Here is a 21,368-nt window from a genome sequence, read left to right on the forward strand (position 1 = left end):
CACGCACTCGGATTCGCATCGGCGCCCAACGCACGCACGCCCTAGCTAGTCTGAAGCCAGAACGTCTCATCGCCAGCCATGCCTCGATCAGCTCATGCCAATAACCGCATGCAGAAGCCGACATAAGCGCGCGCATCCCGTTCGCGATCATGCTCCGGCCACATCAAAAAGCGTGGTGGGGAGAACGCCTGAAACGCTCTCCCCACCACGCTACCGACAACAACGTCAGCGACTATCTATCGGGACTTGTGTCTGGGGCCCTTCGCCGCCCGTCGCGCAACGGCCAGCTTGTCTTTGGCACAGCTCCGATACTTTCGGTACGCAATGTCCGCGGTCAAAATCAGCACGGCCGCCAGCACCAGCCAGATAAGCTGCGACCCGGTAAGCGGCAAATGCCTGATCGGCTTCGGCATCTGCCCGGTGAGCGTCAACGACTCGTTTTGAGCCTGATCGGTGACGTCGACCTTGAATTCGCCACCCGTCGCAAGCTTGCCGGGATTCACCGACCAAATGCCCTTTTCGGCGTCAACGGTTCCGACAGTTGACTTGCCATTCGCCCAGGTAACGATGACCTTGGTGTTCGCGAAATCCTTGTGCGTATCCTGCGGATCCAGCTTGCCGGAGACCTCGCGATAGCTCACCTTGCTGGCTTTCCCAATCACGTCAGGCGTCAAATCGACCTCAAGGTCTTTGTACGCCAGGCCCCCGTCTTCCCCGTTATGGGGAACCGCCACGATCCGGTAGGTGTCGCCTTTGGCGGGATCCCCCGAGAATCTGCTCACCGGAACGTTCAGGCTCCACTCATTGCTGTTGAGCTTCGTTACCGGAACCGAACCGATTTTATTGGCCGGATTCGCGGCGATGGCTTCGGGACTCGACGCCTGTCCGTCGCCGTTGAACGCCATATACAGATCCACGTTCATGGGCACGCCGATATTGAGTTTGTTCGCGGTGCCCTTCAACTTCACCGTGGAATTGGCGGGAAGCTCGCCAGTCTGCTTGACCGTATGAGGCTTGTCGGCGCTGTCGATGGTTGCGGAAGACTTTTCGAAAGCGGTTTTGTAGCTGAACCTGTCGTAAACGGTGTTGATGGTCCAGCCTTTGTCGATCAGGTCCTGGGACATTTGGAAGTCGTCCTCTACCAGCTCGTCGGTAATGCCATCTTCGTGACCGGTAAGCGGATTATAGATATCCTTTAGATAACCGGTCGAGCAGGAATTCATATTCCCATTTGAATCCGTGGAAATCGGCCATGTCACCATCTTGAAATAACCGTCGAAGGCGGGATTCAACTCCCTGACTTTGGCGAAATCGACAGAACCGTCAGCATTCTGGACCCTGGAATCCGCCTGTTTGGGCATCAGGCCTCCCACTGAATTCCTTGATTTATTATCCCCTTTCGTATTCACCATAATGTCGGTTGGCGTGTTCGTGTCAATCGCGCCTTCCGAACCTTTTTCGGCTTTGGGCGTCAACGAATCCACCGGCATCCAATACCGACCATTGACCAAGCCGAACCATTGGTAATAATACTTGTCGACCTTGCTGCACACCCCATTCCTAGCGGAGCCCAGATCTCGATCAAGCCACCGCAGGATGAACGAATTCGGAGGAGCGACCTCTTTCGCCGTGTTTTGCGACTGGAAGCCGTTGTCTACAATGAGACCCCAGTTCGCCTCGCCGACGCTCCACAGCTTCGGATGCGTCTCGTCGTAGCCGACGAACGCAACAGGACCATCGGCCTGCGCAGAACTCGTCAAGGAACCCGAGCCGTTGTCGCTGTAAAGATGGATCTTGTAGTCCGGCGTCAAATTAACCTCGGGACCCCACCGGCCCGTGGCCTTGTTCTTCACTTGGGCTGTGATGGTCAGAGCCTCCTCGGTGCCTCCCGCCTTCTTGCTGTAGCCGTGGTAATAATTCGCGTCGCCTTCCAGGGAAATAGTCAGGTAATCGCAGAGCCCGCTCGTCTGGACGTCCCGGATGGTGAAGTAGAACCCACCCGCGCCAATGTCTTTGGCCCACTGCTCGGCGCCGTAGGCCCTGGCTCGATCATTATTGCTGGCGGCGTTGGGGCCATCCAGGGTGTTCATATAATGCACGCCGTAATCCGCCGTGTCGCCTCTTTCGCCACCATACGGATAGTGCACCTTCAACCCGCATTTATTGTCCCTGTCCACAGCGCCGGTCGCCACGCAATTGGGATTCACGTCACCGTGCGCCACCTTCATGATGAAATCAGCACGCATCTCATCGCCACCGACCTGGACCTTATCGTTGTATGACAACATCTTCACCAGTTCAGGCGTATGAGCCGGGTCGCCTGCAGGAACGACATCATCCGCATCGTCCTGCGCCGCAATCTTGCCGGGAGCCATAGGCGTCACGTCAGCCAGTTTGTGGTAGTCGTAGCCGTCGAACGCCGTGTCGACCGTCCAGCCGAGATTCATCAGGTATTGGGCCTGATCCTGATGCTTCTGGGCCATATCCTCGGAGACGCCGCTTTCGTAGCCGCCGTAAAGAGGGTTGTAAACGTCGTGTTTGCTGACCTTGTTCGGCCCTTCGGGATCAGTTGAAACGCAACCGTCAAGATTGCCGGAGGCATCCGTGGTGGTGGGCCACGCCACCAACTTGAAGTAGCCGTCGAGCCCTTGCTGCTGCTTGGCTGCGGCGAAATCGATGGAACCGTCGTCGGCCTGGGCGCTCTTGTTCTTGCTCGTCAGGTCCTTGCCGCGAATGGTCTGGCCTGAAGCCTTGTTTTTCTTGCCGTTATAGGAAATACTGTCGGAAACCGGAATCTGCTGGCCGCCGTTGGTGGCCGAAACCGGAGCCGACGCCGCCTGCCCGTCGGAGGCCAGCGCCTTGTCGGTAAGCGCGGTGACGGGCAGCCAATTGCCGTCCTTCAGGCCGAACCACTGGTAATAGAACGCGGTCGTCTTGCCGCAATTGCTCGAATTATTCGCGTTGTACTGAGCGTTCTGCCAAGTCGCGAAGAAGGAGTTCGCCGGGGCGACGCCCTGATTGGTCATCACCTTGTTCGAGTCCTTCGGATCGACGAAGCCGTTGTCGGCGTGCATGCCCCAGTTGGCATGGCCGTTGCTCCACAGCCCTTCGGCGCTGCCCTGCCCGGTATAGGCAGCGGGTCCGGGGCAGGCCCCCGAGCCGGCGCAATTTGCATCGCTGTACAGCTGCACCGGATGGCCGGCGGCGATATTGGTCATCGTGTCGCTTTCGGCGAATATCGTCTTGGCTTTGTCGGCGGGAACGATGCATGTTCCGTCGGCGGATTTGCAGGTGCTGCCGATGCCATCGACATCGATTTTGCCGGAACCCACGACCGCGTAAAGCCGGCGGTCATACTTGAGGCCGCCGAGCTGCGACGAACCTGCGGGATTGTCGGGATACGTCACATCGCCCTGTATGGAGATGCTCAACAGATCGAATTTCCCGTCGTCCGAGGTCTTGACGCTGTGAATGGTGAAGAAGGAAGCGGTGTTCTTGGCCCACTCGGTGGCCGCCACCTGCTTGGCCGTGCTCGAGTCGCTGCCCGAACCCAACGTGTTCATATAGGAGAAACGCTTGTACTGGTCTCCCTTATCGCCTGTCGAATGGAACAGCTGCAAGCCGCAGGCGCCTTCGCCGTCCCTGCCGGCCTTTCCGTCGGCGGTAGCCAGAGGCACCTTGTTGGGATCGACCGCGCCGTGCTTGACCTGAAGCACGAGATCCATCCGCAACTGATAATACTTATCGCTTTTACCCTTCACGTACGAAGGCGAGACGCGGCTGTTGTCGGCAAGAATGGCGGCCAACGCCGGCTTTGCCGACGGATCGGCACTCTGCGTATCCGCTTTGTTCTGAGAATCGTCGTTTTGCTTGGCGCCGTCGGCATTGCCTTGGGAGGACGCGTCGCCTTGGTCGCCCTGAGTGCCCTGAGCGCCCTGAGCGTTCTGCTTCGGAGCGGTTGCCGTGGAAGCGTCGGGAGCGGGCTGACCGGCCGAAGAAGTGTCCGGCGTCGATTTATCGGTTTTGAGATTACCCACGGCAGGGCCGGAAGCCTGCCCGTTCGAGAGTTGAGGATTGGAGGAGCCATTGTTCAGTTGCGTAGACTGCTGCGACTGCGCGGCGGTATCGGCGTCCGAGTTCGAAGACGAATTATCCGCCTGCGCCATGAATGGGGCGACCATCAACGCCATGGTAAGCACAATGCCTATCGCCTCAAACAGGCGGCGACGACTACGCGGCGACCGTTGTGCCTGATTCGACTTGTTCATGTGACTCATCCTCAATCGTTTCCTAGTCAAACATCAAAGATTTCAATTCGTATGCTTCCCGGCGCCTGCGCTGCGACCCCGGAATATTCCGTTCGCGTGCCAAGGCCACGGGAAAATGCGATGGTGGTAATACTTCACTCTCAGCACCGCCACTCCGGCCAGCAGCACCGCCACCATGGTCAGCACCGCCTGGAGCAACCCGTCACGCTGGTCCGATTTCGCGTCGGAAAGCGTTGTCCGCTGACCCGTGAGAATCAGACGGCTGGTGTTGATGCCATACGGCGTGCACGTCATCAACGTCACCAAGTCCTTGCCAGGCACCACCTTGTAGAGATGGGTGTCGCTCGGGTCGATGATGTGGATCGCGACGATTTTGTACGCCATCCGCTGCTGCAGGACGCTGACGAAGAAGACGTTTCCCTTGCGCAACCGGTCCAGCCTGGTGAACAGCAACGCGGTAGGAAGCCCCCTGTGCCCGCTCAGCACGGCATTCGTGGACTTGCCGCCGACCGGAAGGCTCGTACCGCGAAGATGGCCGACTCCTTTGGCCAGCACCTCGTCCGACGTGCCATGGAAGATAGGCAACTTCACCGAAATCCTCGGTATCTCCACAACGCCCATGGCCCCATCCTGTACGTTCAACAAACGCCGATAGGTTCCGTTACGCAGAATCGGCGGAACCAATTCGTCTTCGATTCCGTCGTCCTTGCTCTGGTCCTCATCGTTGTCACCGTCGCCGGAGAACGGATCTTGGAACTCGCCCATATCCGATTGCCCCGATTGCGCGATGGCCACGTTGTATTGACGCGCAGCCAAAGTCTCGCTGCGAATCCTCTCCGGCGGCCAGTTGTTGACCGTGCCGCTGATGCCGTCCACCGCCGCCTGCTCCCGTTGCGCGTTGTAAGCCTGCATGACGGGGATCCACAGCACCGCCACCGCAAGCAGCAGCGCCAGCAGATTGTGCATGACATGTATGGCAATGCCGGACCAATCGCGCTTGGCAACCGTGTGGTGGTTGGCGAAAAGGGAATCGAAATCCACGTCCACGTCGACTACATTCGTAGTCACCGCAGTCCTTTTCGCCATATCCAACTCCTGCGCGTTTCAATTATTGGGGATTGTCGGCACGTAACCCGCACCGAAAATTCGAGGAGGCCTCACCGCCGGAAGAGACCAAACCCAATCTCTCCCGGCGATAAGACCTATAGCGTTCAGGCCTTCCTGCGAGCGGTAGTCTGATCGTGACGGCGCTTGAGCACTTCAGAACCCACGAAGAGCAGAGCGAGCACCGCGACGACAATCACCGCGAGCACAATGCCCGCGCCACCGGTAAGCGGCAGGTTGATGACCGACGGCACGTTGGTGACCACGACATCGCTGCTCTTGTCGACGGACTTCTCCACCAGATGCCAAATATCCTGCGTGACGCTGATCGTGACCGTGTTCTTCGACGTGTCGGTCGTAGTCGGGGTCAACGTTACCCGGAAGTGCGGCAGCATGACATCGCGGAGCTTCTGCGGGCTGGAGGCGGCGCTGGTCTGCTTGACGTCGTAGGTGCCTTCGGCCAAGCCATCGACAGCCAAGGTTCCGTCATCGCTGGTCACGGTGATTCCACTCTTAGCGGTTTGGCCCGCAACGGCCTCGGTGGTGTACTTGCCATTGCCCGCATCGAAGAACTCGATCGGCTGATCGGGGGTGTCCTTCGGAGCGATGGTGAAGACGGCACCCTTCAGCGCGGTGGTCTTGTCACGAAGCACGTTCTTGAGCTTGAAGCCATAGGTGTGCGTGGTGATGGTAGGACCGTCCACATCCGCAGTCGTGCAGTCGCCGGCATCGGCCGTCGAGCAGGTGTCTACGGTGGAGTGGTTCAGACCGACACTGTTGGTCGGGTTGTTCGCATCGGTGTTCTTCTTGAGCGAATACGTGATCTCAATCGTGTAACCGGGCTTGTACACATCGGGGTGGTTGAGCAGATTGTCGCCGAAGTTGACGACGATGCTGCTGGAGCTGCCAGGAGCCCCCTGCGTGAGCGTAGCAGTGTAATACGTATTGTCGTTCGTGCCGTTGTTCAGCAGGTTGGTGTCGGAGAGCGGGTCATCGGCCTTCTCCTTGACATACACCTTGAGCTTGTGCGCATCGTAGTTCGCCTTATCCGCCTCATCAGACGTATCGGGATTCGGAAGCGTGAAGCCCTTGCTCGGGGTATCAGTGACCTTGAAGACGTAATGCTTGAACCCGCCGGTCACCGGCACGGTGGTGGTCACATGGAACTTGCCCCAAGAACCATTGGGGATCGAGGTCTGGTCGGCCGTCTTGCCGATGGTCACCTCATCGTCCTTGACATTGACCACACCCAGCTCCGTGCCGTCGCCGTTGGCGAACTTGGTATACCCAGACGTGTTGCCGTTTTCAAAGACAGCGGTGCCGACAATCATCGGAGCCGAAACCTGAGAGTTTGCCGGGATCGAAGTGGACATGTCCCTGATGATGTACAAGCCTTGCGGAAGGCCGCTGAACGTCACCTTTTTGTCGGTCACGGTTCCCGTGTACGGGCTGCTCGCGAACTTGGCCTTCAACGAGCCGCTATTGCCTGCGAGCTCTTGGGCAACGTCGCGCAGCTTGCCGGTGTACGGGGCGGCGGCCGAGGTGGTGTCACCATTGGTAATGAGGGTATCGGTGGCCGAATAGCCGAGCATGGTGGCGGCGATCTGACCGACAGGATTGCCCGCATATTCCTTAGCCAAGTCCTTCGTCGTAACTTTCGTATACGCGGCAGTCGCGGCGCTGTTGATATCCGAATCGTTCACAGTACCGACGCTCAGGCCGGCAAGCTGACCGCTATGGGCGGTATCAGTAGCTTTGGCGGCCATATCGTAGGTGCCGATACGCAGAGCGGAGAAGGAACGTCCGGCAACGTAACTCGCCTTCGGCGCGTTCACCGTCAACGTAGCGTCGTTCCCCGCCGAAAGCGCCATATGCGCGGCATCCGGCACATCGTCGTCGGCTGCATTCGCGCTTACGGCCCCAAGCGGAATCAAGGCAAGCAAGGTGGCAGCGGATATCGCCACCCCCAGTGTCTTGCGTAATGAAGTCCCAACTTTCATATGTACTTTCTCCTTCCACCTATCGGGCCAGGCGGTCCGACAGGCAACGTGTCTTCCAACCGAGAACGTCTCAAGCTGGCAGCAACCAACTGCGCCAACGTAACGGCCATTTTTACAACCTCCCACCTTCGTCGTACGTATTACAAACACGACACCGCACGGCACATGCACCTTTTGCAAGGTGCATCGATGGCTTTGGCTGCAGAAAATAGACAGTTAATAACCTTTTGTGTGTCCTAAATCACACTACTTATATTCTACCCGAAATTAACATGTTGTAAGGCAAACTATTCCTTCAAACTACCGAATTTCAACGGATTTTATCGTCCTTCGTCAATGAATCGACATCCCGGAAACCGCCATTTGTCAGACAATTCGAACGTTTCGTAACATCGTTTGCTGCGATTATTCCGTCATTCAGAACGCGAGAACATTTGCCAAAAAGCGCACGAAAAGCCTATTTTTTAATCTTACAGCTAAATACAAGGAGGAAAATGAGCACATTTTCGAACTTTGTGATATTCGACCATTCTCTTTTGATTGTCTATATTTTTTACAGTGGACATTTCTCCAAAATGCGTTCGTGCCATGGTTGAACATAAGATTGTGCTATGACCAATCTCAATGAATCTTCTGAACGGGTGGAAACTCTCGGCGACCAGACCAAAGAGACCCAACCTGCGCAAACGACCTCATCTTCCGGAAAATCCCATGAGGCGGCAAACGGTTTTAACCCCAACCCTGCATCCGTTGCCACCTCATACGCACAGGTCCGTTCGCACGCCGAGGTTTCGCAGCTGGCCGCGAGCGCTTCCGGACTTCTGGAACGACCTTTGGGAGCGACGCCCGGCAAACCCGGCGACCGCAGCAAGTTCTACTTCGAGCAAAAGACCCGGCTTTCGGATTCAGCTGACGGACTGGGGCGCGGCGGGGCGCGCTATGGCCGCACCGGTGTGATCCACACCCCGCACGGGGATATTCGCACCCCCGCTTTCGTGCCGGTGGCCACGCAGGCCGCGATGAAAGGCGTGCTGCCGGAGACCATGAAATCGCTCGGTGCGCAATGCCTGCTTTCCAACGCCTTCCACCTTTTCGAGCGCCCCGGCGAGGATGTGCTTGACGAGGCTGGCGGGTTGGCGCGCTTCGAGAACTGGGACGGGCCGACCTTCACCGATTCCGGCGGCTTCCAAGTACTCTCGCTGGGCGCCGGGTTCAAGAAGACGCTGGCGATGGACGTCACCGGCATGAAGTCCGACGACGTGATCGCCCCCGGCCGCGAGCGCAAGGCCTTCGTCGACGAGGACGGGGTGACCTTCAAGTCGCCGCTCAACGGGTCTCGCCATCGGTTCAGCGCCGAGATCTCGATGGGCATCCAGCACAAGATCGGCGCCGACATCATGTTCGCCTTCGACGAGCTCACGACGCTGATGAACACGCGCAGCTATCAGGAACGCTCCATCGAGCGCACGTTCCGCTGGGCGAAGCGTTGCGTGGCCGAACACCAACGGCTTACGCAGGCGCGGGTCGGCAAGCCGTACCAAGCGCTTTACGGAGTCGTGCAGGGCGCGAACTATGAGGATCTGCGACGGCGCGCGGCCTCCGAGATCGCCTCGCTCGACTTCGACGGCGTGGGCATCGGCGGCGCGATCGAGAAGCGCGTCATCGGCAACACCTGCGCGTGGATCTGCGACGAGATGCCGGAATCGCGGCCCCGGCACGTGCTGGGCATCGCCGCGGTGGACGACATCTTCGCGTGCGTGGAGAACGGCGGCGACACCTTCGACTGCGTGGCCCCCGCCCGCTGCGCCCGCAACGGTGCCATCTACACGCGCGACGGCCGCTACAACATCAAGCGCGCCGCCAACAAGCGCGACTTCGGACCGCTCGAGGAGGGCTGTGACTGCTATACGTGCACGCACTACTCGCGCGCCTACGTCGACCACCTGCTGCGCGCCCACGAGATCAACGGCGCGACGCTGGCCACCATCCACAACGAGCGCTTCTTCATCCGCCTGCTCGACGACATCCGCGCCTCCATCGACGGCGGCTACTTCGACGAGTTCCGCAACGAGACCCTCGCCCGCTACTACGCCCACGGTTCCAAGGGGTGAGGCAGCGCGGGCATCGTCGCGCCGAACCCTCCACCTCCATCCGAAGCCTTAACGCGACCAAAAGCACGTTTATCGCCCGTTTTTCGTGCTTTTCGTCGCATCCGCCAATTCATTGCGACCAAAAGCACGTTTCCTGGCTGATTTTCGTGCTTTTCGTCGCATTGCCTGACTTGGCACATGACGCGACCCGAGGGTTCCCACGCAGAGTCCCATCTCTCAGTGAAGAAACCGCACCTAACAGCTTGCCACATCCCGTTTTCTCACCGATCACACGAATACTGTCAAGAAACGGGATCTGACGGCCCGGCACATCCCGTTTCCTCACCGAATTGTGTCTTCAAGTGAAGAAACCGCACCCTGGCATCCGCAAAATACCGTTTGTTCACCGAAATCAACAATTTCAGTAAATAAACCAAACCCAGCCACCCCTCACATCCCGTTTTCGCACCAGCTCACCTCTCCCGGTGAAGAAACCGTACCTAACAGCTTGCCACATCCTGTTTCCTCACTGATCACACGAATACTGTCAAGAAACGGGATCTGACGGCCCGGCACATCCCGTTTCTTCACTGGAAACTAGAGAAACAGTGACAAAATCGGCCACCCTATCCACAGCCACGTTGAGCTAGCCTCTCTGCATCCGCAGCCATGCTGCAACGGCCACCACCACGCGGCCCGCAATCCACACCTGCTGCATTGTGTACAATTCGTCACATTTAGCGCGAGTAGACGCGCACGAACGGCGTGACGCATGTCACGGTTCAGTATGATGGAACCGATCACCAATGACGGGCGGGAGCACGATGGATCTGAACGAGGCGATGGAACGACGACATTCCGTGCGCATGTACAGCGACGAACCGGTCAGCCAAAATCTGCTCAACGATATCGCCGTCGAAGTCAAGCGCTGCAACGCCGCTTCCGGCCTGCATTTTCAGATGGCCGCCGGGCTCGACGACGCGTTCTGCGGTTACAAAACCCATTACGGACGGTTCGCCGGAGTTCACAACGCCATCGCTCTGGTCGCAAAAATCGACGTTCCCTACGATTTGCATCCGAAGAAGAAAGCCTCGGCGGCACAGGAAAATCTCACCACAAACGTCACCGAATTGGCCTCTGCCACGACCAAAGGCGTGCGAGCGAAAGACTCGGTACCGCAGTCGAGCCGCGCTCAAAACTCAGCCACGCAACCTAGCGACCCGGTTCCCTCCCAAGAGGCCGCGACCGAGGAAAAGGTCGGCTATTACGGAGAACAATTGGCACTCACGTTGGTTGGGCTTGGGCTCGATTGCTCATGGGCCGTGCTCGACGACGCTTCAACCGGCTGGTGGAAGCTGGAACCTGGCGAGCGCATGGTGTGGATCATCGCGTTCGGCCACGCGGCACGCCCCGGTGCCAAGCACCACAGCAAACCGTTGGATTCATTCTGCTCGTTACCCACTAGCCTTGGCAAAAACGGCGAGGCACCGACGCTCGCCGATGCGCCCGCATGGTTCCAGCGCGGCATCGCGGCAGCCTCACTCGCGCCGACCTCACTGAGCCAGCAGCCCTTCCATTTCACGCTTGAAGACACATGGACCAATCCAGCGACAGTCCCCGACCCGGCCAGCCGACAGCCGACACGATCCGCCGCCGAGGGCTGCCAAATCAGCGTTACCCCAGACGCCACCCACCACACCGATATCAGCCGCACAACCTTGACTGCGCCAAACGATTTTGAAACCACAGAAGGCGAGTCGCTACCCACCGTCAGCGCATGCGTCACCCCCGGCCTCTTCGCCCACGTCGGCTTGGGCTGCGCCAAACGCAACTTCGAAATCGGCGCCGGTACCAGCAATTTCGCATGGGCCTGAAACTGACTCGTCCAGAGCTGCTTTTGAACGCAGTCGCTCACGTCACCTGTACACCACACCCTTCAGCCGCTGCGATGAAAATCAGCCTAATGAGCCGAATTTACTGAGTTTGCTCGCATGCTCAATCGAACATGCGATGAAAATCAGCCTTTTTACGCCATTTTCTTGATTTTCCTCGCATCTACAACGATGGAGGCACCGAGCCGAACACGACGACGGCGGCAATTAGTCTGCCCCCCCAGCCACGTTCACAACACGCAGCGCAGCCGTCCCCTTGCGCTCGTCGGCACTGAGCAGTAACCTTATTGTTTGTCTGCGAGTATGGCGGAATGGTAGACGCGCTGTCTTCAGGTGGCAGTGAGCGTATGCTCGTGGGGGTTCAACTCCCCCTACTCGCACCAGATTTCAAACTCCCGGAAACATTGGATCACCAAGTTTCCGGGAGTTTTTGATTTTCAGCATCAAGCAGTTTTGCCTGTACATTGCCCACCGGAGTTTATACACCCTTCACTTCAGCTGCTTTGATAAGTCCCTGCGTGCATAAATAACTCGTGCAACTGTCACTTGTCTGCGAGCTTCCTCAATCCAGTAGAAAATCTCATAATTACCGACAGACTCACGCCGATATTCGTGTGTCAATGTTCCTGGGGCTTCATATAACGGCCTCGAATATGGCAACTGCGCCAAACTCTCAAAAGCAGCGTAAAAATTATCGGCGTAACGCAACGCAGCGGACCGATTCTCAAGACTCTCGGCAATATAAGCGACAACCTGCTCGACATCTCGTAACGCTATCGGCAGAATTGCGACTTTATAGGATCCACTCTGATTCTTAGCCTTCATTATCAAGCCTTCGCAGCGGTCTCATTACCTTCAGACGCGCGGCCAATCGCAGATCGCATGGCTCGCAACGCCTCCTTCGGCGAAAAACGTTGATCGGTCATCCCCTCTTCACGCTCGGCTTCCAGCAGTGCCGAATAGACCTGGCTGTCGTATTGCCGGTTCTCATACGCCTCCATACTCATGACCACCATGTCCCCGAATCCGTTTTTGGTCAGAAACACGGGCTCTTCGCTCTCGTGGACACTGCGAGAAATATCTGCGAAATGATTGCGCAGGTCTGAAACCGGACGAATCTGCTGTACTACCATAAAGCACCTCCTGATCTATAATTTTAGCATAATTATGCTAAAATTGATGTCCATGCCCATTGCTCCAATCCAAGTTCCCCGAGCGTGTTGTTAGCCGGTTACTTCCGCTCGGGGAAGGTACGGATTTGCGGGGGCTGGTAGGTGGCGGCGAAACGGGTGATTTCGTCGACCGAATCGGTGACCAGCAGCTTCGCGCGGTCGGCGGCGGTGAGGAAGCCGGCCGCAACCATGCCGTCGAACATCTGCGCGAGCGGCTGCCAGTAGCCGTCGAGGTCGAAGAGCACGCAAGGCTTGTCGTTGAGCCCGATGCGCGATGACGAAAACGCCTCCGCGATCTCCTCAAGCGTGCCGGGGCCGCCCGGGAAAGCGATGAGCACATCGCCCAGCTCCATCATGCGGCGCTTGCGCACGTCCATGTCGTCGACGACTTCCATCGTCGTCAGGCCCGTGGCACCGGCGTTGCGGTCGATGAGCATCTGCGGCATGATGCCGTGAACCTTGCCGCCGCCGTCGAGCACCGCCTGCGCGACCGTGCCCATCAGCCCGACACCGCCACCGCCGTAGACCAGCTCGCCGTCGTCAAGCCCGGCGATCCACTTGCCAAGCTGCGCAGCCGCAGCCGTATACTTCGGGTCATTCCCGCTGGCCGCGCCGCAATACACCGTGATCTTCATTGTCATTCTCCCCTTTACTCGTCGCCGATTCCATTACCAGGTCGGCCAATTTCACCCAATTATAAGCCGTCCGCGATCGCCGGCACAGTCACCGTTCCACGCGCTCATAGCCAATGTTTCACCGTAGCCCAGCGCAATCCGGCATATCGCAAGGAACACGAATACCCACATGGCACGAAACGACGCCAGACAGAAAGATAGGGAGATACGACCCCACCCCCAGCCGACATCATGCGACAACACAACACGGCATTACACAACGTCATACAACGCGTTACCAGGCAGCCCGGCGCTAGACAAAAATGTATAAAATACCCATTTTATTCGTCCACGATATGGAATTGGCCGCTCCGAGCTGGCCAACATCGCGCATACTACGAATACCGATGACGGGGCTATACAGCGTATCCGCGCAATCGCGCCGTACATCGTCGCCGAACCGTAGCGGCCACAACACCGCAACCGGAGGTGAGAGTAGAAGAGGAGTAACGAAATGAAGTACGGAATCATCGGCGCCGGGGCCATGGGCCTGCGATATGGCGTGCTGCTGCAGGAGAAGGCCGGCAAGGACGTGGAGTACGTCGAGCCGTGGCAGCCCAACGTCGACAAGATTCGCGAGCAGGGCGGCGCCTACGTCTCGCGCGACCACGAGAACCGCCATCTGGTGAAGGCCGATATCTACTCCCCCGAGGACTATGGCGAGAAACTCAAGCGCGAAGGCGGCGACCCCGACGTATGGATCATCATGCTCAAGCAGATGCAGCTCGCCGACGCGCTCAAGCGCTGCGCCGACGCTGGCATCTTCAAAGACCATCAGGTCGTCTTCTCCGCGATGAACGGCTGGGGCCACTTCGACAAAATCCTCAATTATTTCCCGAAAGAGCGCATCTACGGCGGCACCGCGATGGTCGCGTCCGTCTTCAACGGCCCCGGTGACGTCGACTTCATCGGCAAGCCCGGCGCCGGCACCATGCACATCTGCGCGATGACCGAGGAGATCACCGACATCGAGAAGAAGATGGTCGCCGACCTCGACAAGACCGGCTTCAACCCGCAGGTCACGCAGAACTTCCGCGGCACCTGCCTGGCGAAGGTCATCTTCAACTCCGTGATCAACTCGCTGTGCACGATGTACGAGATCACGATGGGGCAGTTCATCTCCTACCCCGGCGCGATGGACATGGCCCGCCAGCTGATCAACGAGGCCTACGACGCGCTCGAACGCGACGGTTTCAAGCCGATCCAGGACCGCGAGGCCGCCGTGCAGGAAGTCGATTACGTCAGCCGCGTCGCCAACCCGCTGCACTACCCGTCGATGTACCAGGACATGCACAACGGCCGCAAGACCGAGGTGGACTACATCAACGGTTACATCGCCGAGGTCGGGCGCAGGGTCGACAGCCCATGCCGCACGCAGGAGTTCCTGCGCCACTGCCTGCACGTCGCCGAGCTCGCCTTCCAGATCCACAAGAAGGAAGCCGCGGAGGCCGCTGCAACAGCCAAGTAACGCGGCCGGTTTCGGTTAGGCGGCAGACGATAGCCGGCTCGCTTAAAGGTCGGTAATCCGTCAGCGCGTTAAAAGGGACGATTGAAATTCTCAAAACGTCTTTTTTGATGCGCTTTCTATTGCTTTTATATAAAAACTTTTGTATAAAAATATCGAGCTTATACAACGCCTTGCTCTGTATTACATAAGCAAACCGCGGCACTACCCTATCCAAACCAAAGCGCCAAGGCTCAGCGCGAAAACGAAGCAAACCGGGGTGTATAGCCGTGTATCCCAGTATGCAAAAACCGTGTCGCGTTCGCGCTTGAAGAGGCCGACCACGTTGGTTTCGCCGATGAAACGTACAAAGAACACGAGCGTCGCAACGCCGAGCAGCACGCGCACGACGATGTTCGGGCTCACCCAGTCCATCACGAGCAGCGCAATCTGCACAACGAAACAGAAAACCACACACCAGGCGGCCCAAGCCGGCGGCTGATCCCCTGCCTTGACGTGCATCAGATGCGGCTTGTAGTCGTGTTTGTAGGCAGGCAGCACGTATTCGGTCAGCTTCGTGCCGCCGCAAGCCCAGTAGGCGTGCACCGAAAGGATGGCCACGCTCATCACGATGTCGAGCACGATGAGGATATGTTTCAGCAATTCCATGCGTTCCATGGTATCGCGTTCGGACAGTTCATATCCGCTTCCATCACCATTGCGTATAGAGGTATCGCTTTGAATGCTAGCCGCTTTACGAGGTGCCGCTATTTCTGCCGATCAAAGCATCCATTACGGCACCTCGCTCACGCATAACAGACAATGCCGTCGGCGTAAACGGGCTATTACCGTAGAACCTCAGTCGACGAAAACGTATTTGCTCAACCGCTGCATCGCTTCCTGCACGCGGGAAAGCGGCAGAGCGACGTTCATGCGGATGGCGCACGGGGCCTTGAACTGGCGGCCGTCCTGCACGGCGACGCCGACGTTCCACGCGCGCTTGAGCACCTCGTCGAGCGTGACGTCGTGCGCCTCGCACCAGCCGGTGCAGTCGAGGAAGAGCATGTAGGTGCCCTCGGGGTGCGCGAAGGTGACGCCCGGGAAGTGCTCGGCAAAGTAGTCGCAAACGTAGTCGACGTTGCCGGTGAGTACGTGCCGCAGCTCGTCCAGCCACTCGTGACCTTCGGGCTTATAGGCACCGATCAGCGCGTGCATCGACAGGACGTTCATCTCGTTGTAGACGGCCTTCGAGCTGTAGGCCGTCACGCGGTCGCGCAGGTACTTGTTGTAGATGATGTGGTACGAGCCGATCAGGCCGGCGAGGTTGAAGGTCTTGCTGGGTGCGTAGAGCGCGACGGTGCGGTTGCGCGCGTCCTCGCTCACCGACTGGGTCGGGATGTGCTTGTGACCCTCGAGGATGATGTCGGACCAGATCTCGTCGGAGATGACCACGCAATCGTTGGCGCGGTAGACCTCCATCGCCTTCTCGATCTCCCAACGCTCCCAGACGCGGCCGCAAGGGTTGTGCGGGCTGCAGAAGACGGCAACGTGGATGTTGTTTTCCTTGATTTTCTTGTCCATGTCGTCGAAGTCCATGCGCCACACGCCCTTGTCATCGCGCTTGAGCGCCGAGTGGACGATATGGTAGCCGTTGGATTCGATGGCGTTGGTAAAACCTACGTAAGTCGGCTGGTGCACGAGCACCGAGTCGCCGGGGGTCGCAAAGGAATGCAGCGTGGAGACCAGGCCGCCGAGCACGCCGTTTTCGTAGCCGATGTCCTCGGGTTTGAGGCCGGTCACGCCGTTGCGCGTCTTCTGCCAATCGATGATCGAATTGTAATACTCATCGGTGGGGTTGAAATAGCCGAACGCCGGGTGCTTCGCGCGCTCGATGATGGCGTCGGTGATCGTAGGAGCCGTGGCGAAATTCATGTCGGCGATCCACATCGGAATGACGTCGAAGCCGTCCTTCGGCGCCTCAGGCGTGAACCCGGGCCGTAAACCCAGCCCGTCCACCGCGATGGCATCCTTGCCGTGCCGGTCCATAATCGACGTGAAATCGTACTTCATAATCCTTCTCCTTCTGTGCAACATCCTATCGTGGTATCGCGTCAGCCCGTCATATACCATCAGCCGTTGCATCCATAAGACGTCACTTTACAACCGCTGATCACGATGAAATGCCAAAGCCATGTATTTATGAGACCTCAGTCAACATTCTTATCTAGCGAGTACGCAGAATGAGTTGTTACTAGCAGTAAATAGGGTATGTGTGCAGGAAAGAACGCATTTGAACTTGCTAAATGAGTTGTTACCAGCACATCAACCCCACTTACTGCAAGAAAAGGCGCATTTCCGGCTTTCGGCGAAATGACCTTCGTGACGGTTGGAAGGCACACATCAGAAATTGGGACAGAGGAGCGCAAGGGCTCCGATACCAGCAAACTTCAGGCATAAACAACAATGCGGTACGCCAGGCATGGCTCTGAACTCACGATTCAGTTGCTATCCATATTGATGCAATCATGATTCAAGCAAACGCGACCTGCTATCTGCAAACGGTATGCCCGCGGCCAGAAGCTTATGCGCCAAAGCGGCTTTCCCAAGCACTTCACGATAGTTCGTACGAATCAAATCCGTGACACCGGCCCGGCGCAAAGCCGATTCTCGCAACCGTTCCTCGTACACAACTTGTTCGGTACTCCTCATCCGCGTCATAGCAGGATTGACATACTTTTCGTTGCCATCAAATTCAAGGACGACCATACGCCCGTCGGCAAAGCGCCAAGTAAAATCGGCTCGGTATTCATTCCGAGGATTTGCCGGATCAATAAAAACCCGCTGCAATTGCGGAATCGCAAAACCCTGCTCGATTATCACAGCCCTGCAAAGCGACTCACCGCCGTTCTCGCTGGCGGCATCGGCATAATGCAGAAGTTTGAGCACCGGACCGACATCGGCGCGCACCGTATCGCAGGCTTCCAGCACAGAATCCTCGTTGACGCAACATTTGCGCAACGCTGCGTCAAACATTGGCAGCACTTCATCGAATGAGTATCGGAGGGCGCAATCGACCAACGTTCTTGCGACGCTAGTCACCTTCACACCTTGCACGGTATACGCCTTCAAGGAGGCTACGAATATCCTCCGCAAATGCGAATCACCGGCAAGATCGACAGACCCTGAAGTCGCGATCCAGACCAATCCATCGCAATGCAATCTCCACGGGTGATCAAGGCCCCAAACCACCGCCGCACTTACACCAGCGAAAGTCCAATTAGGCTTGATATGAGCCAGCGCTTTGATTACATGCATCGATTGTTGCTCCGGGTTGAGCCCGTGCCAATACTCCGCCCTCGCATACGTACGATAATATGGTCTCACCAATTCACCGGCGTTCCTTCGCCGGCGCATGGCATCTCGCTGCGCCCGACTATTCGGCACTGCGCAACACCCCACGGTTTCGGCCCGGTCAAGCACTTCGGCGACATCTCGGTAAGTTCCCATACATCCAGTCAAAACGGCTTTTCGTCAAAAGTCCAGCCGAAACGGGTTATGTGGTCGAACGTCCAAGGTCTCGGCGTGTTGTGGATAACTCAGGTTTGTCTGCATCGGATTGTGGAGATAACTTGATGCTGGAGAATGCGTTATTTCCAGCACCAGCAGCTGGAACCCTTGCAGAAATGCGTTGTCTCCTGCAGTCCACACACATTTATGCTGGAAACGTCGCAAACAGAAACGCCAAATGAGTCGTTTCCTGCACCTATACCCCACTTAGTGCTGGAAACAACCCATTTATGATCCATTGAGGAGGATTCATCGACACCCTGCGGTGCCGCTACGCACAGGGAAACAAACAGCCACGGCCCCACAGTAGTATCGACTTGGCATACTCCCGCTATTCCTCTTCGGCAACCATTTCGTCTACGGATTCGGCGTAGAAGTCGATGATGCGATCGACGTAAGGGCCGAGGACGGCGTTGGGCATGCTGAAAATCTCGTGGACCGCGGGCTCAACGCGTTCCAAGACCACGTCTCCGCTTTCGACGCGGACGCGCTCGACGAAGCGGTTTTGGGCCCCATTATGCACCCACGTATCGCGGCCGGCCTGGAAGAGCAGAATCGGGGTTTCGATACGCGCGCAGGCCTCGCGTCGCAAAATCGCATGCGACATTCTGAGCGCCTGGTTGACCCAGCCGAACGTGGCGGCGTTGGTCTGGTAGTGCTCGTCTTGCCTGCGGAGGCTGAAATACCATTGCACGCGCGCTTGAGCGGCACCCTCGTAGCCCTTGAGTTTCATGGTCGGCGAGAACTCGGTCTGCCCGGGTGCGCGACGGCGCGAAAGTCCGACGGCGCTGGCAAGCGCGGTGGCAGGGCCGGCGATGGAGTTGGGCATGCCCGTAATCGGCTCGATCATCGGCGAGGAAAGCACGGCCCGGTCGAAGAGCATCGGGAAGCTTTCGAGCGTCGCCGCCGCGATGCCGCCACCCATCGAGTGCGAATACAGGTGCATCGGCTGATCGCCCGCGTACTGCCGCCCGACGGTCTGCGCGAACTTGGCAAGATCGGCGACATACCGCCGCCAATCGTCGATCCAAACCAGCGAAGGATTGCCAACGTCGCGCACCGAATAGCCGTGGCCGCGGTGCTCCAAGATGCAGACGGAATAACCCGCGAGCAGGAAGTACCAAGTCATCTCGGCATGTTTCGCGGCGAACTCGGTGAAGCCGAACGAAAAGACGATCGAACCGCGGAACTTGGCGCTGGCACCGGGCACACCCAGCGCGTCGAACTTGTGCGCATCAAAACAAACGTAATGCAATTTGCCGGGCATCGGCGGCGCAGCCAGCGACGAGATACCGAAAAACTTGCTGTGCATAATCCGCTGCTCGTCCGCTTCGTCCGAGCCGGTGTCGATGCCACCACCGCTGATGCCGATTCCCGCGTCCCCCATGCCAATGTGGGTGGTGCCGTTAGCGTCGTTTGCAATATCGGAGGAAGCCGAATTTAGAGTTTGAGAATTGGCATCGGCATCGTTACCACTATCAGCAGCATCGGGATTACCGATATCGCCCGAAATGCTTTGAGACGCACCACTTTGCGCCGTGAAGTTAGCCGAATCGATGTCAGATACGCCGGCAGGCGACATCCACCCTTCCTCGCGGCACTGCGCGAGCGCCGGCAGCACGGTCTCGCGCATCGCGTCGGCATAACGGTTCTCGTCAATCAGCGGCATCTGCATACGGCCAAGTCTATCCGCACCCGCTGGCACAGGCCACAGCTATTTCACTCCGAGTCCTAAGTCATGATTTTCTCAAACACTAAGTCATAATTTACGCAACCTCTAAGTCATGATTTTACAAATTCCTAAGTCATGATTTACAATGAATCTACATCAGGATTTTCACAAGCCCTACGTCATGATTTGTTCACGTACCGGCTAAAACCAACTAAGAGGCGAAAGAGAACCGTTCCCGGCACAAACACCTCCTACGAAAATCTCGGCAGCACTGGATACGAACCGGAAGGGGCAGAACAGCATGATTCCACGTCTTCTCACCAATCAAGCAAACAAGCTTGCGGGCTGGTTTCCCGTGGTCTCGGTCACCGGCCCGCGGCAAAGTGGCAAATCAACCCTAATCCGCTCTACCTTCCCCGATTACGAATACATCAACCTCGAAAACCCGGACATCCGCAGTACCGCGAACGAAGATCCGGTAGGTTTCATCCAAAACCGCCCCTCCCGGCTCATCCTTGACGAGGCACAATACGCACCGGACCTGTTTTCGATGATTCAGGTCGCTTCCGACGAACGCAACGAAACCGGCCAATACATCCTTTCCGGCTCACAGAATTTTCTGCTGCTCAAAAACATCAAACAATCCCTCGCCGGTCGCGTCGGTATCCTCAAACTCCTGCCGCTCTCATTTTCCGAAGCCCAGAAATCTGAGCAAAAGCCGACGATAGATGAATTCATGCTCCGAGGCGGCTACCCACGCCCTTACGACACCGGCATGGATCTCTCGGCCTACTTTTCCAGCTATATCAGCAGCTATCTGGAACGCGACGTGGCCGATTACCTCGGCGTACGCGACGTTTCCACTTTCCGCACCTTCCTCCGCCTTTGCGCGCAGAACGCCGGAAACCTTCTCAACTACACACACATGGCTTCCGACCTCGGCACCTCGTTCCGCACGGTGAAAGGTTGGCTCTCCATCCTCGAATCGAGCTATATCACGTTTCCGCTCCTGCCTTATTTCAAAAGTGCAGGAAAACGGCTGACAAAAACGCCAAAGCTGTATTTTTACGACACCGGCCTGCTTTGCCATCTACTCGGTATCAAAACACTGCCACAACTGCTCACCCATCCCATGCTCGGCGCGATTTTCGAGAATCTTATCGTAGCCGAAACCGCAAAGCACCATTTCAACAACGGTGTCGAACCAGAACTCTATTTCTACCGCGACACGCACAAGCGTGAGGTTGACTTGCTCGACCTCACCGACTCAGAACTCCCGTTCATGGCGGAAATCAAGTCCTCACAGACCTACCACGGCAAGTACGGCACCACCCTCACCGAAATCGGCGAGGCGCTCAATGTCCCCGCCGAAAAACGCGCGGTTATCTACCGAGGGGAAGGCGGCATCAGCACCAAGCAGTTCAGGGTGCTCAACGGCAGCGCTTACCTCACGTTTTCGGAGTAGTAACCGGCCGCCTCCCCTAC

The 21,368-nt window shown here is 57.6% G+C and carries 14 protein-coding genes and 1 tRNA gene; 5 read left to right on the top strand and 10 right to left on the bottom strand.

Features of this window, described 5'->3' with window-relative positions; genetic code table 11:
* Window positions 1-236: 236 nt before the first annotated feature.
* The 3 genes from OZX71_RS08490 to OZX71_RS08500 all read right to left on the bottom strand — a co-directional run bounded on the left by OZX71_RS08490 (window position 237) and on the right by OZX71_RS08500 (window position 7,372).
* Window positions 237-4,268 carry a hypothetical protein gene (locus tag OZX71_RS08490; RefSeq protein WP_277160012.1) on the bottom strand — a complete coding sequence of 1,344 codons (4,032 nt, stop codon included), beginning with the start codon at window positions 4,266-4,268 and terminating at the stop codon, window positions 237-239.
* A gap of 42 nt (window positions 4,269-4,310) precedes the next feature.
* Window positions 4,311-5,354 carry a class C sortase gene (locus OZX71_RS08495; protein WP_277160013.1) on the bottom strand — a complete coding sequence of 348 codons (1,044 nt, stop codon included), beginning with the start codon at window positions 5,352-5,354 and terminating at the stop codon, window positions 4,311-4,313.
* A gap of 125 nt (window positions 5,355-5,479) precedes the next feature.
* Window positions 5,480-7,372 carry a SpaA isopeptide-forming pilin-related protein gene (locus OZX71_RS08500; RefSeq protein WP_277160014.1) on the bottom strand — a complete coding sequence of 631 codons (1,893 nt, stop codon included), beginning with the start codon at window positions 7,370-7,372 and terminating at the stop codon, window positions 5,480-5,482.
* A gap of 611 nt (window positions 7,373-7,983) precedes the next feature.
* Here OZX71_RS08500 and tgt point away from each other — a divergent pair.
* From tgt to OZX71_RS08515, 3 genes are all read left to right on the top strand, one after another.
* Window positions 7,984-9,483, top strand: coding sequence for a tRNA guanosine(34) transglycosylase Tgt (gene tgt / locus OZX71_RS08505; RefSeq protein ID WP_277160015.1), 1,500 nt, complete (start codon window positions 7,984-7,986; stop codon window positions 9,481-9,483).
* 785 nt (window positions 9,484-10,268) lie between these two features.
* Window positions 10,269-11,336: a nitroreductase family protein gene (locus OZX71_RS08510; protein ID WP_277160017.1), complete on the top strand. Its 1,068-nt coding sequence runs from the start codon at window positions 10,269-10,271 to the stop codon at window positions 11,334-11,336.
* 315 nt (window positions 11,337-11,651) lie between these two features.
* Window positions 11,652-11,737 (top strand) — tRNA-Leu (locus tag OZX71_RS08515).
* A 106-nt stretch (window positions 11,738-11,843) separates the two neighbouring features.
* On the opposite strand, the gene OZX71_RS08520 is transcribed toward OZX71_RS08515, so the two are convergent.
* The 3 genes from OZX71_RS08520 to OZX71_RS08530 all read right to left on the bottom strand — a co-directional run bounded on the left by OZX71_RS08520 (window position 11,844) and on the right by OZX71_RS08530 (window position 13,161).
* Window positions 11,844-12,179 carry a type II toxin-antitoxin system RelE/ParE family toxin gene (locus OZX71_RS08520; RefSeq protein WP_277146007.1) on the bottom strand — a complete coding sequence of 112 codons (336 nt, stop codon included), beginning with the start codon at window positions 12,177-12,179 and terminating at the stop codon, window positions 11,844-11,846.
* Between the two features lie 2 nt (window positions 12,180-12,181).
* A complete protein-coding gene (locus OZX71_RS08525) occupies window positions 12,182-12,487 on the bottom strand; it encodes a type II toxin-antitoxin system Phd/YefM family antitoxin (RefSeq protein WP_277146006.1) in 306 nt (101 codons plus the stop codon).
* A gap of 98 nt (window positions 12,488-12,585) precedes the next feature.
* The gene (locus tag OZX71_RS08530; RefSeq protein WP_277160018.1) at window positions 12,586-13,161 is read right to left on the bottom strand and encodes a TIGR00730 family Rossman fold protein; all 576 of its coding nucleotides are present in this window, start codon (window positions 13,159-13,161) and stop codon (window positions 12,586-12,588) included.
* Window positions 13,162-13,654: 493 nt separating this feature from the next.
* Here OZX71_RS08530 and OZX71_RS08535 point away from each other — a divergent pair, with 493 nt between their 5' ends.
* Entirely contained in the window at window positions 13,655-14,668 is a 1,014-nt protein-coding gene (locus OZX71_RS08535) for a 2-dehydropantoate 2-reductase (RefSeq protein WP_277160019.1), read from the top strand.
* Window positions 14,669-14,869: 201 nt separating this feature from the next.
* Here the strand turns inward: OZX71_RS08535 and OZX71_RS08540 are convergent, their stop codons facing one another.
* From OZX71_RS08540 to OZX71_RS08555, 4 genes are all read right to left on the bottom strand, one after another.
* On the bottom strand, window positions 14,870-15,313 hold the full coding sequence (locus OZX71_RS08540) for a DUF3995 domain-containing protein (protein ID WP_277146003.1): 444 nt from the start codon (window positions 15,311-15,313) through the stop codon (window positions 14,870-14,872).
* A 189-nt stretch (window positions 15,314-15,502) separates the two neighbouring features.
* A complete protein-coding gene (locus OZX71_RS08545; RefSeq protein WP_277160020.1) occupies window positions 15,503-16,714 on the bottom strand; it encodes an aminotransferase class I/II-fold pyridoxal phosphate-dependent enzyme in 1,212 nt (403 codons plus the stop codon).
* Between the two features lie 453 nt (window positions 16,715-17,167).
* The gene (locus OZX71_RS08550) at window positions 17,168-17,959 is read right to left on the bottom strand and encodes a CTP synthase (RefSeq protein ID WP_277160021.1); all 792 of its coding nucleotides are present in this window, start codon (window positions 17,957-17,959) and stop codon (window positions 17,168-17,170) included.
* A gap of 583 nt (window positions 17,960-18,542) precedes the next feature.
* Window positions 18,543-19,886: an alpha/beta hydrolase gene (locus OZX71_RS08555; RefSeq protein WP_277160022.1), complete on the bottom strand. Its 1,344-nt coding sequence runs from the start codon at window positions 19,884-19,886 to the stop codon at window positions 18,543-18,545.
* 298 nt (window positions 19,887-20,184) lie between these two features.
* Between OZX71_RS08555 and OZX71_RS08560 the strand changes: the two genes are divergently transcribed.
* Entirely contained in the window at window positions 20,185-21,348 is a 1,164-nt protein-coding gene (locus OZX71_RS08560; protein ID WP_277160023.1) for an ATP-binding protein, read from the top strand.
* The last annotated feature ends 20 nt before the right edge of the window (window positions 21,349-21,368 follow it).

The sequence above is a fragment of the Bifidobacterium sp. ESL0764 genome, from assembly GCF_029395515.1.
In the GTDB taxonomy this organism is placed as follows: domain Bacteria; phylum Actinomycetota; class Actinomycetes; order Actinomycetales; family Bifidobacteriaceae; genus Bifidobacterium.